This window comes from Helicobacter suis (genome assembly GCF_902196135.1).
Lineage (GTDB): Bacteria > Campylobacterota > Campylobacteria > Campylobacterales > Helicobacteraceae > Helicobacter > Helicobacter suis_A.
This window is the reverse complement of sequence record NZ_CABIKE010000003.1, coordinates 147,035-163,588: the sequence shown is the minus strand read 5'-3', so window position 1 is coordinate 163,588 and position 16,554 is coordinate 147,035. Positions and strand designations below refer to the sequence as shown.

General features: G+C 40.4%; 16 protein-coding genes and 1 tRNA gene. 4 read left to right on the top strand and 13 right to left on the bottom strand.

Translation table 11 applies throughout. The features are described 5' to 3' along the window. Positions 1-10 precede the first annotated feature (10 nt). The gene (locus tag G6Q06_RS03415) at positions 11-1,177 is read left to right on the top strand and encodes a class I SAM-dependent methyltransferase (RefSeq protein WP_163565716.1); all 1,167 of its coding nucleotides are present in this window, start codon (positions 11-13) and stop codon (positions 1,175-1,177) included. Positions 1,178-1,418: 241 nt separating this feature from the next. Here the strand turns inward: G6Q06_RS03415 and G6Q06_RS03410 are convergent, their stop codons facing one another. The 6 genes from G6Q06_RS03410 to G6Q06_RS03385 all read right to left on the bottom strand — a co-directional run bounded on the left by G6Q06_RS03410 (position 1,419) and on the right by G6Q06_RS03385 (position 7,448). Next, positions 1,419-1,784, bottom strand: coding sequence for a hypothetical protein (locus G6Q06_RS03410; protein WP_163533790.1), 366 nt, complete (start codon positions 1,782-1,784; stop codon positions 1,419-1,421). A 220-nt stretch (positions 1,785-2,004) separates the two neighbouring features. Beyond that, positions 2,005-3,210 (bottom strand): acetate kinase, encoded by a 1,206-nt coding sequence (locus tag G6Q06_RS03405; RefSeq protein WP_163565715.1) that lies wholly within the window; start codon positions 3,208-3,210, stop codon positions 2,005-2,007. Beyond that, on the bottom strand, positions 3,210-4,706 hold the full coding sequence (gene pta, locus G6Q06_RS03400) for a phosphate acetyltransferase (protein ID WP_163565714.1): 1,497 nt from the start codon (positions 4,704-4,706) through the stop codon (positions 3,210-3,212). The genes G6Q06_RS03405 and pta overlap by 1 nt, the downstream gene beginning before the upstream one ends. Positions 4,707-4,758: 52 nt before the next feature. Beyond that, positions 4,759-5,253, bottom strand: a complete 495-nt coding sequence (locus G6Q06_RS03395) for a shikimate kinase (RefSeq protein ID WP_163564374.1) — start codon at positions 5,251-5,253, stop codon at positions 4,759-4,761. Next, the gene (eno, locus tag G6Q06_RS03390) at positions 5,231-6,493 is read right to left on the bottom strand and encodes a phosphopyruvate hydratase (RefSeq protein WP_163565713.1); all 1,263 of its coding nucleotides are present in this window, start codon (positions 6,491-6,493) and stop codon (positions 5,231-5,233) included. Before eno ends, G6Q06_RS03395 begins: the two co-directional genes overlap by 23 nt. A gap of 118 nt (positions 6,494-6,611) precedes the next feature. Beyond that, positions 6,612-7,448 carry an outer membrane protein gene (locus tag G6Q06_RS03385; protein WP_163565712.1) on the bottom strand — a complete coding sequence of 279 codons (837 nt, stop codon included), beginning with the start codon at positions 7,446-7,448 and terminating at the stop codon, positions 6,612-6,614. Positions 7,449-7,852: 404 nt separating this feature from the next. Here G6Q06_RS03385 and G6Q06_RS03380 point away from each other — a divergent pair, with 404 nt between their 5' ends. Further along, positions 7,853-9,274, top strand: a complete 1,422-nt coding sequence (locus G6Q06_RS03380; protein WP_163565711.1) for a hypothetical protein — start codon at positions 7,853-7,855, stop codon at positions 9,272-9,274. Between the two features lie 396 nt (positions 9,275-9,670). Here G6Q06_RS03380 and G6Q06_RS03375 read toward each other — a convergent pair whose 3' ends face one another. From G6Q06_RS03375 to rpsU, 6 genes are all read right to left on the bottom strand, one after another. Beyond that, the gene (locus tag G6Q06_RS03375; RefSeq protein ID WP_205435824.1) at positions 9,671-10,090 is read right to left on the bottom strand and encodes a TOBE domain-containing protein; all 420 of its coding nucleotides are present in this window, start codon (positions 10,088-10,090) and stop codon (positions 9,671-9,673) included. Between the two features lie 42 nt (positions 10,091-10,132). Then, complete coding sequence (gene accA, locus G6Q06_RS03370; protein ID WP_163565710.1) at positions 10,133-11,056, bottom strand: acetyl-CoA carboxylase carboxyl transferase subunit alpha; 924 nt, start codon at positions 11,054-11,056, stop codon at positions 10,133-10,135. 16 nt (positions 11,057-11,072) lie between these two features. Further along, a complete protein-coding gene (locus G6Q06_RS03365) occupies positions 11,073-12,317 on the bottom strand; it encodes a beta-ketoacyl-ACP synthase II (protein WP_163533782.1) in 1,245 nt (414 codons plus the stop codon). A 45-nt stretch (positions 12,318-12,362) separates the two neighbouring features. Beyond that, on the bottom strand, positions 12,363-12,599 hold the full coding sequence (gene acpP, locus G6Q06_RS03360; protein ID WP_006564869.1) for an acyl carrier protein: 237 nt from the start codon (positions 12,597-12,599) through the stop codon (positions 12,363-12,365). A 202-nt stretch (positions 12,600-12,801) separates the two neighbouring features. Next, entirely contained in the window at positions 12,802-13,560 is a 759-nt protein-coding gene (gene fabG, locus G6Q06_RS03355) for a 3-oxoacyl-ACP reductase FabG (protein ID WP_163565746.1), read from the bottom strand. Positions 13,561-13,569: 9 nt separating this feature from the next. After that, the gene (rpsU, locus tag G6Q06_RS03350) at positions 13,570-13,782 is read right to left on the bottom strand and encodes a 30S ribosomal protein S21 (protein ID WP_006564867.1); all 213 of its coding nucleotides are present in this window, start codon (positions 13,780-13,782) and stop codon (positions 13,570-13,572) included. 102 nt (positions 13,783-13,884) lie between these two features. On the opposite strand from rpsU, the gene G6Q06_RS03345 reads away from it, so the two are divergent. Further along, positions 13,885-13,961: transfer RNA gene (locus G6Q06_RS03345), tRNA-Arg, on the top strand. Positions 13,962-13,965: 4 nt separating this feature from the next. On the opposite strand, the gene gdhA is transcribed toward G6Q06_RS03345, so the two are convergent. Beyond that, positions 13,966-15,312: an NADP-specific glutamate dehydrogenase gene (gene gdhA, locus G6Q06_RS03340; protein WP_163565709.1), complete on the bottom strand. Its 1,347-nt coding sequence runs from the start codon at positions 15,310-15,312 to the stop codon at positions 13,966-13,968. Positions 15,313-15,393: 81 nt separating this feature from the next. Between gdhA and prfB the strand changes: the two genes are divergently transcribed. Beyond that, the gene (gene prfB / locus G6Q06_RS03335) at positions 15,394-16,506 is read left to right on the top strand and encodes a peptide chain release factor 2 (RefSeq protein WP_163533780.1); all 1,113 of its coding nucleotides are present in this window, start codon (positions 15,394-15,396) and stop codon (positions 16,504-16,506) included. Positions 16,507-16,554: the final 48 nt, after the last annotated feature.

Here is a 16,554-nt window from a genome sequence, read left to right as displayed (position 1 = left end):
TAGGGCATGCATGCTATCTAAGATGTTTCTAAAGTCCATGTTTAAAAAATGGAAAAATGGGGATTATCGGGTAGTTTTTTGGGATAAAGAGGTGTATCAAAACGGCACAAAGACACCACAAGTTACTATCAATATCAAACGGCCATTTAAGATGAGTGATATTAAAAAGGACATGTCTTTAACCGTCGCAGAGGCTTATATGGACGGCCTAATTGAAATTGAAGGGTCAATGGATGAGCTGATGCGGATTTTATATCTACAAACCAATTATACACACCTGCACAAGCACGATAACGCCATGCCCGTACAACAAGCAAGTAAAGAGAGCTCTAATATTAAAAGCCATTATGATCTAGGCAATGATTTTTATGCTTTATGGTTAGATGAAACCTTGAGTTATTCTTGCGCTTATTTCAAAAAAGAAGAAGATAGCCTGCAACAAGCCCAACTCCAAAAACTTGATCACACCCTTAAAAAATTAGACCTCAAACAGGGCGAAAAGCTTTTAGATGTGGGTTGTGGCTGGGGTTATCTTTCTATTAGAGCCGCTCAAGAATACAATGTAGAGGTCATGGGCATTACAATCTCTAATGAACAATTTAAGGCTGCTAGTAAGCGGGTTAAGGACATGGGATTAGAGGATCGAGTTACCATTAAACTTTTAAACTACCAAGATTTAGATGGCATGCGCTACCGTTTTGATAAAGTTGTGAGTGTGGGCATGTTTGAGCATGTGGGCAAGGATAATTTGCCTTTCTATTTTAAGAAAATCAAGGAAGTTTTAAAAGTAGGGGGGATGTTTTTATTACACTCCATTTTATGTTGTTTTGAGGGCACGACAAATAGCTGGATTGATAAGTACATTTTCCCGGGCGGGTATTTGCCTTCTTTACGGGAAGTGATCTCTGTTGTGAGTGAAAGCGATTTTCACTTAGTTTTAGCCGAAAGTTTGCGCCTGCACTATGCTAAGACCCTAGATATTTGGTATCAAAACTTTTTAAACCAACAAGAGAAGATCACTAAAATGTATGATGCCCGTTTTGTGCGCATGTGGTCGCTTTATTTAAGAAGTTGTGCCTCTGCCTTTAGGGTGGGTAGTGTGGATTTGTATCAACTTTTATTAACTAATAGCGTGGATAACACCATTTCATTAACCCATGCCTATATTTATAGTTAAATATTTTAAAGCCGGAGGTATGAAAAAAATTACCGCTATCTTTGTGCACAATTAGACAAATTCGCTAAATTGCCCAACAATAATTGCGCCTTGCAAATCTTTAACACATCAATGTACACAGACTCCCATTAAGCAATGCAAACATTTCTTAGGGGTGTGATTTCTTCTTAACAATCAGATCTTTTAACTTTCAAAGGCTATCGTCTTTTTAGGCTTTTTGATTACACCACAATTCACTTCTTTATTTTCTCCTTCTCCTTCTCCTTTTATTTAAACCTATTCTAATAAAATAACCTGATCGAGCTTGTTGCTGATTATTCCTAATAGCGTTAATAACTCCTCGCCTTTTTTTTAATTTATTCTCAATTCTATTAATCCGTTTAATCTGTTGTTGTCGCTCATACTCAAAAGCAGGTTTAGCAAGTTCTCTACCATATTGATTAATCAATTTACCAAGTTTTCTATGTTTGCTGTATTTACTAACTCTATTAAATGTATTATTAGCTTTACCGCCAAATACGCGCTCACCAAGATATTCGCCAGCTTTCTTAGAAGCCCCACCAACTATATTCTCAAGAATCGACCACCCTATCTTTTCCCAATTCATCAACACCTCCTACACAAAGATTCATTGCAACTCATGACAACCACGCCTTAGTATAAATAATTTAATATAAATACTCAATGTAATAATTAATAACAATGTTATAGTTCTTTAATTGATAAGACAACGATGAGACCTAAAACATGGCGCTTTTGCCATTTTTTAAGTAGTGAAGTACCAAATGCTAAAGACTTTAATCTTTTAAAGCTAATTTAACTTTAAACTATAGACAATGATACTTATACTTAGAAACCACTTGCACTGTATCCTGAGCAATGGCTAATTCCTCATTGGTGGGTACGCGCAAAATGGGTAGTTTATGCGCCTCACTTAAAAGCGCAATGCCCGGTCTAGGATTAGCATTGATTTTCTGATCTAAATAAAACCCAAAGTTTTCTAATCCTGTGCACACTAAAGCCCGTAATCTCGCGCAGTTTTCCCCCACCCCTCCGGTAAAAATCAACGCATCAAGTCGCCCCAAAGCAAAAGCATAAGCCCCGATATATTTTTTAATGCGGTAAGCATAAATTTCAAAGGCTAGTTTAGCCCGCTCATCTCCGGCCTCAATGCGCGCATCAATCGATCGCATGTCATTATCCCCACAAAGCCCTCTAAGCCCACTTTGTTTATTTAACATGCTAATTACTTCCTGAAGGCTTTTTTGGCTCACCTGTGCGATATATTCTACTAAAGCTGGATCTAAATCCCCTGAGCGCGTGCCCATCACTAAGCCCTCTAGTGGGGTTAATCCCATAGAAGTATCCACACTTTTTCCCTCTTTAATCGCGCACACACTCGCGCCATTGCCTAAGTGTAAAGAGATCGTGTTAAATTCTAAATAGGGGATGTGTAAAAACCTAGCCGCCTCTTTAGTCACAAAATGATGGGAAGTCCCATGGAAACCATAGCGCCGTATGCGATGCTCCTCATAAAGAGAGTAGGGCAAAGCATATAAATAAGCGTGCTTAGGCATGCTTTGGTGAAAAGCCGTATCAAATACAGCCACTTGAGGCAAATTAGGTACTTGTTCTTGTAAGGCTTTAATCCCGGCTATATGGGCTGGATTATGCAGAGGGGCTAGGGGACAAAGCTTTTCTAAATGCTCCATGACATCAGGGGTGATTAGCGTGGGTTCTACAAATAAATCCCCCCCTTGCACGACTCGATGCCCCACCCCATCTACATAGGCTAAACTACGCAAAACCCCCATGCTTTGCAATCTATCTTGCATTTGCAATAAGCCCTCAGCGTGGTTACTGATGTGTAAGCCCTCTGTTTTATGTGTATGCCCGCTAGTACTAATGCTAATATGGCTTTGCTTTTCTCCAATTTGCTCCACAATGCCCTTAGCAAGTACCATGTGTTTTTCCATATTAAGAAGTTGGAACTTGATAGAGGAACTCCCAACATTAAGTACAAGAATACGCATTAATTCCCCTGTGCCTGAATGGCTGTCATGATAATTGTGTTGATCACATCTTCAACTAAACAACCGCGACTCAAATCATTAACCGGTTTTTTAAGACCCTGTAAGACCGGTCCAATGGCTAAAGTTTGCGCACACCTTTGTACGGCTTTATAGGCGATATTGCCCGCATCTAAATCTGGGAAAATAAGCGTATTGGCTTGTCCAGCGACTAAACTCCCCGGCATTTTTCTAGCGCCCACAGCAGGATCAACGCTAGCATCAAATTGCAAGGGCCCATCAATGGCTAAATGTGAATCGCTTTTTTTAGCTATTTGCAGGGCTTGGGCTACTTTATCCACATCTGCACCTTTGCCAGAAGTGCCACTAGAATAAGAAAGCAAAGCCACCTTAGGTTCAAAGCCAAAATTTTTAGCCGTTTTAGCTGAGGTTATGGCAATTTGGGCTAACTCCTCACTATTAGGGTTAGGATTGATCGCACAATCCCCAAAGATATAAACTTTTGTCTGTAAACACATGAAAAACACACTAGAAACAAGGCTATTACCCGGGGCTAATTTGATAATCTGCAAGGCTGGACGCACGGTATCAGCTGTGGTGTGGGTGGCCCCAGAAACCATGCCATCGGCATGACCCATGTGTACAAGAAGTGTTCCAAAGTAAGTAGGGGTTTTAACTAAATCTTTTGCCTGCTCTAGGCTAAGACCTTTAGCACGGCGCAGGGCAAAGAGGGTTTGGGCAAATTCCTCTAAATACTCTGAGTTGTTCGGATCAATAATGGGGGTTTCTTTGAGATCAAGGTTTAGTTTTTGAGCCTCCTTATCAACGCGTTTTTTTTCCCCTAATAAAATTAGCTTGGCTGCTTGCATCTCTAAAATGGCATGAGCAGCTTTAAGAATGCGCATATCACCACTTTCAGGGAGTACAATTGTTTTTAAGTTTTCTTTAGCGCGCTTTAAAATTTGGTGTTGGAAGGCTAAGGGACTTAAACAGGTTGTATGGATGGTTTCTAAACTTTTAAGAATTAATGGTTCTTGAGGGTTGTTAAGATCAATCACATAGGGTTCTGTGATAGGTGTATCTAAAGGCTTTTGTATCAGAGTTAAAGGGTTGCATAACCCGGCGCGCTTCCAACTAGTATTGGCTAGTTTAATTTCAGAAGCACTCACATCACCAAAAACATGCACAATAGCTAAGTTTAAATGTCTAGCTAAGTTAATATAAATCTGGCTATCTAGATGGATTAGAAAATTAAAACAACTCCCTAGCACTAAAACATAGTCATGTTGCTTAGCTAAGGGGGTGTATGTCTCTAATATTTGGGTAAAAACTCCATCATCTTCATTAGCAAGTCTTTCTAAAACCACCTGTATACTCCCATTGATAGGGGGAGTAAATAGCGCTACGGTTTTATGGTGTTGTTTTAAGAAAGCCTCTAAAAAACTAACCGCCTTTTCTTCTAAATCCAAAGGTGCATATACTAAAATTCCTTGACCCATGCATTTCCTTTTACAATAAGTACTATTATAGCCCGCAGAATTAAATAAGGATTTATAAGCGCTTTAAAATATCTGCAATCACCCTTTCTGGGCTTTGATTAGCATTGATTTGGTGGTGTGCCATAGACTCATAGCGGCCACAACGCTTGTTATAAAGGGCGTGTAGTTGCTCTGTTGTTTGAAAAAGAGGGCGGGGAGTGGGATCGTTTAAAAGGCGTGCATGCAGAATTTTAAAATCTAGGCACAGATAGATTAAAACGCCCACTTCTATAGGGGTAAAAATGGGTAACCCTCCCCCTGTGGCAATCACTAGGGGGGTTTGTAATTGGCTAATTTGGCTGACTAATTCTTTTTCTAGTTTTCTAAAATGCCTTTCTGAATGTTTGTTAAAGATTTGTGTAATCTCTAAGCCTTCTTGGGCACTGATTTGTAAATCTGTATCTAAAAAGCTACAGCCTAGATTTTGTGCTAAAAGCGCGCCTACTGTACTCTTGCCACTACCCATAAAACCAATAAGCCAGATTTTAAAAGAGTGAGGGGCCTGCATAAATGCCTTCTATACTTTCCTCAATCTCTAAAAGGCGGTTGTATTTAGCCGTGCGCTCGCCACGAGTGGGCGCGCCTGTTTTAATCTGCCCGGTATTAAGCGCGACTGCAAAATCAGCGATAAAACTGTCCTCACTCTCCCCACTACGATGACTCATTACGCAAGCATAACCTGACTTTTGCGCTAGGTGCATGGTTTGAATAGTTTGTGAGAGCGTGCCTATTTGGTTAGGTTTGATTAAAATTGCGTTGGCTAGTTTAGCCTCAATGCCTTTTTGTAAAAGCTTGCTATTGGTTACAAAAAGATCATCGCCCACTAATTGGACTTTTTGCCCCAGTTTAGCGCTTAATGCTGCCCAGCCACTATAATCCTCCTCACCTAGTGCATCTTCAATAGAGACAATGGGGTATTTTTCTAGCAGTTTGTCATAATATTCAATTAGCGCGCTTGCTTCAAGTTCTTTATTTTCGCTACTAAGCACATAACGCCCCGCAGGATTAATTAATTCACTACTGGCTATATCTAAAGCCAAAGCGATCTGTTCACCGGGCTGATAACCTGCCTTTTCAATGGCTTTTAAAATCCAATCCAAAGGTTCGCTATTGTTTTTAAAATTGGGAGCAAACCCGCCCTCATCTCCTACACTAATGGATTGTTTAGATTCTACTAACATGCCCTTTAGTGTGTGATAAACCTCCACACTAGCGCGTAAAGCCTCTTTAAAACTTCCAAACTTAAGGGGCATAATCATGTACTCTTGGAAGTCTAAATTATTGTTAGCATGTGCGCCCCCGTTGATGATATTTAGCATAGGAGTAGGCAGTATCAGGCCATTAATGCCTCCTAAATAACTATGGAGAGCTAAATGTAAAGAGCAAGCAGAGGCGCGTGCTAAAGCCAAAGACACCCCCAAGCTAGCATTAGCCCCTAAATGCGCATAATTTTCTGTGCCATCTATTTTTTGCAATAAAGAATCAACATGGCTTTGATTATAAGGATCTAAACCCACTAATGCCTCTTGAATCACCCCTTCTACAAAGCCACAGGCTTTTAAAACCCCTTTGCCTAAAAAGCGTTGATTGCCATCTCTTAACTCTAGCGCCTCTCTCTTGCCTGTGCTAGCTCCACTGGGCACAATGGCCACACCTACAGAACCATCGCTAAGCATAACCTTAGCCTTTAGAGTAGGATTACCCCGACTGTCTAATACCTCACTTGCTAAAATTTTTTGAATTTGCATGCATCTCCTTATTTAAAAGGGGCATATTAGCAAAAGATCAATAGCTTTTAACATGGCTTGAGTAAAAACCTTAATTATTAGCTGTACTCAAACAAGTACAAAAGAATTTAAGAAAATTTTAAAAATGATACACATAATTTAAGTAGGCTGTTACATTGCGCCTAAAACGAATAGTTGTTTTAGAAGCTCCAGCAACCCCCCAAGCAGCATTCTCTTTAGGACTAGAATAGGTGTAGTAAGGATTATCAATTGTAGGGATTCGTACACCTAATTCGATACCATTGTGTCGGGATAGCTGAGCCCTAAAGCCTAGATTAAAAATAAATTGTACAAAGGTGGGTGAGAAATTGGCTGTAGTGCCTTTTATTTGTTGTTGGGCCAGTTGGCTATAATGCGCATTCATCGTAGCACATGTACCTAAATAGCTAAATCTACACTGTCCAAACTGCCCACTTTTGCCCATTAACCAGCTACTCCCTCCCACCATCGCGCCTATAAAGACTCCAAAACTATGCTCGTTTTTTTGATAAAGATTAAATAAAATGTCCATACCCACCCCATAAAAGAGATTAGCTGCAGGTTGTGTGTATCCAAGGGTACTGTTTTGGTTTTGCCAAATACTACCTCCCTGTCCGCTAAAAATAGCGTAATAGCGTAACCCCCAATGCTTTTTAGCCCCAAAAAAATGTTTATAACCTAGCATAATATCTGCACCATAAAGATCGCCATTAGATTTTTGCATGGTGGCTGTGCCCGGAACAAGGATAGGGACTAAACCGATGTTTTTAAGAGTCTCTGGTCCTCTGCTTTCTTTTTCTATACTTTCAAAATTAGAATAAATAAACCCCCCTTCTAAGAAAACACCGTTTTTTTCGGCATTTAAGGGAGTAAACAGAAGAGTATTAGATAAAACAAGAAAGGATTTATAAACGCTCTTTTTTATAGAGATTGTCATCAATATTCCTTGAGAGCAAGGTAAAACAGGTTATAGCAAAAAATAAGGAATTTCTCAATAAGACTACAGGGACGGTCAACTTGCAAGTTCTACCATATTCAATTAAACTACTTTTATGTTGTAGAATAGGTGCAAAACTCTACGCGGTACCCCTCGCATAACCCGTGTGGTGTTCAAATGAGGAAAAATACCGCCTTATAAGTTTATTAATCAGTGCTACACTGAAATAGCGCCTTTGGGTCTGTATTTAAGGTTATAAAAAGAAAAAATTCTGTATAATAGTCGCTTGTTTTAAAACCTTTAAAACCTTTAAAACCTTTAAAACCTTTAAAACCTTTAAAACCTTTAAAACCTTTAAAACCTTTAAAACCTTTAAAACCTTTAAAACCTAGAAAGGAAAAGTAATGAGAAATGGGAAGTTTTATGGCGCTCTTGTAGCAGGGTTTGTGTTTTTTGGTTGTGCGCATGTGGAAAATCGCGCGCAGTTAGCACAGTTTTCAACTGCTTACTATGCCACGCAACATGCACAGGCTGATAAAATGTCTAAAGATTTTATCAGTAAGGATAAGAAAAACAGAGATACGCCTTTATGGAATCTAGAAAATGGGGTGAATGCTTTCATGATGGGTAATTATCAGGCCTCTGTAAACACCCTAGATCTGGCTAATAAAACCTTTGATACTAATTATCAAAATATGGAAAAAGGGATAGCCAAAGCAGGGGCGGCTACTTATGGTTCAGCGGCTAATATACCCTATGAGGGGCATATGTATGAATGGACATTAACCAACTACTACATGGCACTTGACTATATGTTTTTAAACAAGAAGCAAGATGCTAGAGTGGAATTTAACCGCACCATTGAGCGGCAAAGACGCATTAAAGATGCTTATAGAAAAGAGATCGCTAAAGCTCAAGAACAAGCAGAAAAAGCTAAAAGTAAAAATGGTAATAAATTTGCAAAGCTACTAGCTGGGACTAACCAAATGGATGCGGAGTTAAAACAAACTTACTCTAATCTGGAAAAATTTAAGGCCTACGATGGCTTTATTAACCCTATGGTGAGTTATGTGAGTGGGCTATTTTTCTGTAGCAATAAAGATGCAAAAGGGCTAGATGATCTCAAAGAGGCTTATGGGGTGAGCAAGAACCCTGTTGTGGCACAAGATATTAAAAATTTTGTATACGGTTCTAAAGAAAAATTTACTTGGGTGATTGTAGAGGATGGCAAACAGCCCATACTTAAAGAATACAAAATAGATGCGATCAATCTTGCCCTACCTCTTTTAGTACCCGGACAAGATTTTCATAAAAGTTTCCAGCTTGTGGTAGAAAACAAAGCAGAAAATTTATCCGTACTCTCTAATTTTGGCGCGATTGTGGGTAAGGAATACCAAACAACCCTCCCTGCTATCAAAGCCCGCGCGATCACTTCTGCTATCTTAAAGACTGGAACAGAGAAAGGATTAGAAGCAGCAGGCCAATACGCGGGGGGTTATGGAGGTCTTGCTGCAAGTATAGGAGGAACGGTCATGCACGCGGCTAACAAAGCTAGTACAGCAGCAGATACCAGAAGTAGCAATATTTTCCCCAATATCGTTTATATAGGGCGGATTAAAAACAGCGAGGCGAATAATTTTGCGCTCAATGTAGATAATAGCCCTAGCTTGCACGCTACTTTTCATATGATTGCCTGCGATGCTGAGCATGGAGCTAGTTTAGCGCATGGAGCTAAAGATCACCAAGTGTGTATTAATACTAACAATATTATTTTTGTTAGAAGTCTCCCCTCCTCACTTAATGTTAAAGTTCTCTCTTTGTACTAGTTAAAAGGGCGTTTTTCTTGCACTCTAAAATAGGGAGAGAGGATAAACCTCTCTCTTAGAGGGGCATATATTCTTATAGAACTTTGCTGGGATATAACAACTCTGCCGCACTTCTAAAGCCCGCAATTAAAAAAAGGATAAGCACGCGTACAAAGCCAAAAGCCGTTATTATTTTCCCCCATTGCCCTTTAGCACGAGAGCATAAAATCTAAGATTGCTAGTAAACAATCTGGATACTGCGCGTTTTGCACGCCTTCTATTTTTGTGTGAAGTTAAATGTAAATGCTACAAGAGGGTTTAAAGTTTAAGCCATAAGGTTAAATGAGGGCCAAGCTTGTAAATAAAGAATACAAACCCATTTCCAACTTTTCTACAGCTATTTACTTAGAAAAAAGATTAAGCGCCAATGATTATTTGACTGGCTTTGATCATGGCTGTTATCTTATCTCCAATTTGGAGGGCTAGATTTTTAATAGACTCATTAGTAACCACTGCGCTTAGTTTATCGCCCCCTATAGTTTTTATCATCACCTCCGTATTTGTCATGCCCTCTTTTATCCCTATAACTTCCCCTTTAAACTGGTTAGCAGCACTTAGTTTTAATTGATTCTCACCCTTAGCAATAATGATAGAGGAAGCTTTAAATAAATAGAGCACTTTTTGACCCACCACTAGTTCTAAAGCTTTTTGGCTATCTGCTGTTATAATAGCTTTGATAATCTCTTTACTTTGTAATTCCCCCACGATTAGCGAATTGACTACACCTTCTTTAATCTCAATAATCTTAGCTTCTAGTTGGTTTCTTGCACTAAACATTGTACTTTCCTTTATAAAGTCTAATTTTAGTTAATAGTGTTTTTAGGCAAAAGCCCCACAGGCCATAAGTTTTTGGTAACGCAATTCTAAAAAGTCCGTGTTTTTAATGATAGCTAATTGCTCTAAGAAGTAGTTTTTGATAGACTGGCTAGCTTGGATTTTATCGCGGTGGGCCCCGCGCTGTGGCTCTAAAATAATATCATCAATTAAATTAGCTTTTTTTAGATCAGTAGGGGTGATCTTCATAGCTTTGACAGCCACTTCAATTTTACTTGGATCATTCCATAAAATGGCCGCACACCCCTCAGGGGAAATCACGCTAAAAATAGCATATTCCATCATAGCCAAACGATCGGCTATAGCAATGGCTAAAGCCCCTCCACTCCCTCCCTCTCCAATGATAATAGAAATTGTGGGTACTTTAAGGGCTGCAAATTCTTGCAAATTTTTAGCAATGGCCTCACTTTGGCCTCTCTCCTCTGCTCCAATACCCGGATAAGCCCCCGCTGTATCTACTAACATCAAAATAGGCAAGTTGAATTTTTCTGCAAATTTAGCGCTCTTTAAAGCCTTACGATAACCCTCTGGGTGGGGCATGCCAAAATTACGCCTTAATTTATTTTTCGTGCCCCGCCCCTTTTCCTCAGCAATGACAACAACGCTGACATCTTCAATTTTACCAATAAAACTTACAATGGCTTTATCATCGCTAAAATGCCGGTCTCCAAAAATTTCATACCTATCTTTGAGAATTAGCTCAATATAATCCATCGCATAGGGTCTATCTGGGTGTCTGGCTAGCTGGAGTCTTTGGTAGTCTGTGAGATTGGAATAAACAGATTCGGTTTCTTTAGCCAAACGCTTTTCTAAAATCTCCTTAGCATCCACATCCCCCCTAATAGTGGCCATTTCAACATCTTCTTGAAGTCCCTTGATTCGATTCTCAAAATCTAAATAGATCGCCACTTTGCTATCTCAATCCTTAAATAGTTTTGAATATAACCACCCCATTAGTGCCACCAAATCCAAAGGAATTACTCATAACAGCCTCTAATTTAGCCTCTCTTGCTTCATTGGGGATATAGTCTAAATCACAACCCGGATCGCGAACCTCTTGGTTAATGGTAGGGGGCAATATCCCTTTTTGCATGGCCATAATAGATATAATAGCCTCAATCGCCCCTGCTGCTCCTAAGCAATGCCCTATTTGTCCTTTAGTTGAGCTCACAGGAGGCACATGATCTCTACCACCAAAGACATTTTTTAAAGCAATGGTTTCGTATAAATCATTATAGCTTGTGCTAGTGCCGTGGGCATTGATATAACCTACCTTAGCCCCCACTTTAGCCGCCATATGTAAAGCTTGTTTCATGGCTCTATAAGCCCCCTCACCCTCAGGCGCTGGAGCGGTGATATGGCTAGCATCTCCACTTTCACCATACCCTACTAACTCTGCTACAATGTGTGCTCCTCTTTGTTTGGCATGCTCATACTCTTCTAAGATCAAAGCCCCCGCACCCTCTCCCATCACAAAACCATTGCGCCCTTTATCAAAAGGTCTAGAAGCTTTTAAAGGTTCCTCATTGCGATTAGATAGAGCACGGATAGAAGCAAAGCCCCCAATACCTACAGGACAAATTGTTGATTCTGCTCCCACCACTAGCATGCGATCAGCCCCTTCTAATATGATCGTCTTATAGGCCTCTATAATGGCATGGGTACCAGCCGCGCAGGCAGTAACACTGGAGAGATTGGGTCCCTTAATGCCATACTCTATAGAAGTAAACCCACCAATCATATTCACAAGGGCTGAAGTGATGAAAAAAGGATTGACTTTTCTAGGACCTTTGTCATAGCAGTAAATAGAGTTTGCCTCTATATTGCCTAGGCCTCCAATCCCTGATGCAGAACTCACGCCCATTCTCTCAGCCCATTCCTCTGGGCATTTGCCCTCTTGTAGAATCTGGCTTTCAAACATGGCCTCTTTACTGGCTAATAAAGCTAGCTGGATAAAGCGCCCTGCTTTTTTAATATCCTTCAAATTCATAACAGAGGCAGGATCAAAATTTGTGATCTCAGCTGCAATTTGTACGGGAAAACCAGTAGCATCAAAACTGGTGATCTTTTTTACGCCACACTCCCCGCGCGCAATGGCTCCAAAAGCGCTTTCCTTATCTAGTCCCAGGGCATTCACCATTCCCATACCCGTTACCACAACTCTACGCAAAAGAACTCCTTCTAGCCACGCGTGAACATTTCCTAAAAATTTTCTTTATGCTAATTTGTTCTCTTCAATGAAGCGGAGCGCATCGCCAACCGTTTTAATTTTTTCGGCTTGCTCATCAGGAATCTCAATCCCAAACTTTTCCTCTAGTGCCATAATCAGCTCCACCACATCTAAAGAGTCTGCATTCAAATCCTTAATAAAATCCGCCTCTTCAGTAACCTGCGACGCGCTCACATTTAACTGCTCTACAATCACCGCCTGAACATCTTCAAACAAAGCCATAAAACCTCCTAAATTAGTGTAAAAACTCTTAACAAGCAAAAATTCTAGCTTAAAAATCCTTCAAAATCCCAAACCATGCCTACTTGTGCTCTAAAATATCTGCAATGCGATATAAAAAGTAGATGATCACCAACAGCAAAATTACAACTAAATACGACATCACTTCTCCTTCTCTAGTTTTTTCTTATATAAGCTTTCTTAATCACATATATAAACCCCCATTTACCTTTAACACCTCTCCTGTGATGTAGCTAGATAAATCACTAAGCAAAAATGCCACAGCCCCCGCTACTTCTTGTGGTTGTCCTAGCCGTGCTAGAGGGATAGTTTTTAAATAACTTTCCTTCACTTCGTCTTTAAGGTTAGTCATGTCTGTATCAATAAAACCGGGAGTAACGCAATTAAAGCGGATATTGCGCAAAGCCCCCTCGTAAGCAAAAGATTTAGTCATGGAAATAACCCCCCCCTTACTGGCTGCATAGTTCACCTGCCCCATGTTGCCTCGCTCTGCAACTACTGAGGAAATATTAACCACACCCCCAAATCTTTGCTTCCCCATTACCTTTAAAGCTTCACGACACCCCACAAAAACAGATTTTAGGTTAGTTTCTAGCACTTGCATGAACTCCTCCGTTTTCATGCGCACGGCTAATTTATCTAGTACAATTCCTGCGTTATTGACTAAATAACTCAAACCCCCATCAGATTCTACGATAGTTTTAATTCCCTCTATAAAAGCCTCTTCTTGGCTGACATCAAATTTAATCACGCCAGCCCTGCCCCCTTGCTGCTCAATCTCTTTTTTCAGATTATCCGCACTCTCGGGATTGTTGCGGTAATTGATCCACACCTTCAGGGGTTGTTTATTTTTATTTGTATAACTAGAGAGTAGAAGGGCGATTGCGCGCCCAATCCCCCTAGTTGCTCCTGTAACTAACACATTATGCCCGCTAAATTCCATAACTACCAACTACAGCTTTGACTCATAACGCCTAAGCATATACAAGCGTCTCAAGATTTTCTTTTTTGCATTGATTTTTTGTCTTTTGCGTTTTTCAGTTTTAGATTCAAAGAAACGCCTCGCGCGACACTCGGTTACTACCAAGTTGCGATCAGTTTGTTTTTTAAAACGCCGGTAGGCTTCATCAAAACTATCTGTCTCCCTGACTTTAATCCCGGGCATGCTATCACCTACTTTCTCTACTCAAATATCCGCGATACTAGCAAAATCTTTGTAAATTTAACCTAAAATTTACAAGAATTTGGCTATAATGATCTTTTTTGAGTGCTCATAGCTCAGCTGAATAGAGCAACAGGTTGCGGTCCTGTAGGTCGGGGGTTTGAATCCCTCTGAGCACACCATTTTTTAATATCCTTGTTCAATCATCGCATCGGCTACTTTTCTAAAGCCCGCAATATTAGCCCCCAAAACCAAGTTTGTTGGATCGTTAAACTCTTTAGCTGTGTGTGCCGTATTTTGGAAAATATCTTTCATGATCGTGTGTAACTTTTGATCCACTACCTCAAAACTCCAAGGGTGCATGCTGGCATTTTGTGCCATTTCTAACCCGCTTACAGCCACCCCGCCTGCATTAGCAGCCTTACCCGGACCATAGCAAATTTTAGCCTCTAAAAATGCCTGTGTTGCTTTAATGCTAGAGGGCATGTTAGCCCCTTCAATCACACATTTACACCCATTTTGTAAAAGAGTTTTAGCATCTAACTCGCTTAATTCATTTTGAGTAGCGCTGGGAAAGGCCGCAAAACAAGGTACACTCCATACCCCATTTGTGCCTTTTTTATAATCTTTAGCATCGGTGTATACTGCGCTTTTTTTGTGCTTGGCATATTCAGAAACACGCCCCGCTTTTACTTCTTTAATCTCTTTGAGTAATTCAAGATCAATTCCCTCTTTATCATAGACCATGCCATTAGAGTCGCTAGCTGTAACAGGAATTGCCCCCACTTGGTAGAGTTTTTCAATAGTGTAAATAGCCACATTGCCACTTCCAGAGACACTACATATCTTACCCTCTAAGTCTTCTTTACGCTCTTTTAACATCTCTTGGGCAAAATACACACACCCATAGCCGGTGGCCTCTTTGCGTACTAAACTCCCACCCCAACTTAAACCCTTACCTGTAAGCACGCCATCAAAACAATTCATGATCTTTTTATAGCGGCCAAACATATAGCCAATCTCACGCCCCCCAACTCCAATATCTCCAGCTGGTACATCTACTAGTGCGCCGATGTGGCGGTATAATTCATCCATAAAGGCTTGGCAAAAGCGCATGATTTCTGCTTCACTCTTACCTTTTGGATCAAAATCACTCCCCCCCTTAGCACCGCCCATGTTTAAGGTTGTGAGGGCATTTTTAAAAATTTGTTCAAAACCTAAAAACTTAATAATGCTCTCATTAACGCTAGGGTGAAACCTCAAACCTCCTTTGTAAGGTCCAATGGTTGCGTTAAACTGGATACGACACCCTCTATTAACGCGCACTTTGCCCGCATCATCAACCCAAGTTACACGGAAAAAAACCTCGCGATCAGGCTCAATCAAGCGTTCTAAAATGGCGTGTTTTTCATATTTTGGGTTTTTATTAAGCAAAGGGGCTAAAGAGTGGAGAATTTCTGCTACAGCTTGGTTAAACTCTGGCTGGTGTGGATATGTGCTTTTTACTCGTTTTAAAATTTTTTCAATGTACATGCAACTCCTTTTATTTGGTCTTTACAAAATAGGCAACTTCAGCGTATAATAAAACCAGAACACCAACGATACGGAAATACAATGGACATTTACCAGTACAGCGAGTTACTTAAGGGATTGCAAAATAAATGCCATAATATCGCACAAATCATCAAACCAGAAGGGCTAAAAGTCCAATTAGAGCAAATCACTCAAGAACAAGTTGATCCAGCCTTTTGGCAAGATAAAACACTAGCCGCGCAAAAAAATCAAGAGAAAATGCGCATAGAGAGACTTTTACAAACTTATGAGCACACCAAACACACGCTAGAAGAAGCCTTAGAATTATTTGAGTTAATCCAAGAAGATACCCAAGCACTTACACAACTCTTTGAAGAAGCGCCTAAACTTGCTGCCCGTGTGCAAAGCATGGAAGTGAGTGTGATGTTAGCCAACGATCAAGATAGCATGGATGCCATTGTAAGTATCCAGCCCGGAGTAGGGGGGACAGAGAGTCAGGATTGGGCGAGCATGCTTTATAGAATGTATTTACGCTGGGCAGAACGCAAGGGCTTTAAAGTAGAACTGTTAGACTATCAAGAGGGCGAGGAAGCAGGGATTAAGGGTGTGGCTTTTGTGATTCGTGGGGTGAATGTCTATGGCTACATGAAAAATGAAAATGGGATTCACCGCCTAGTGCGCATGTCGCCCTTTAATGCTAGTGGCAAGCGGCATACTAGCTTTGCTAGTGTACAGGTGAGCCCAGAAGTTGATGATGATATTAATATTGTGATTGAGGAGAAGGATATTCGCGTTGATACTTACCGTGCGAGCGGAGCAGGCGGGCAGCATGTTAACAAAACTGAATCAGCCATTCGCATCACGCATTTTGCTACCGGCATTGTGGTGCAGTGCCAAAACGATCGAAGCCAACATAAAAATAAAGCTATGGCCTTAAAAATGCTTAAATCCAAACTTTACGAATTGGAGTTGTGTAAACAAAGAGAACAAAGCAATATGGAGGAAAAAAGCGATATTGGTTGGGGACACCAGATTAGAAGTTATGTCTTAGCTCCCTATCAGCAAATTAAAGATGCCCGTAGTGAGATCGCTTATAGCAATGTGGGGGCTATTTTAGATGGGGATTTAGACACTCTTATGGAAGATGTTTTAGTTAGTAGAGCCAAGCCTAATGGCTTTGTACCTATGGTTTAGTTATCATCTGATCTTAGCCCATATTTTTAAGTTAGTACATGTTAAAAT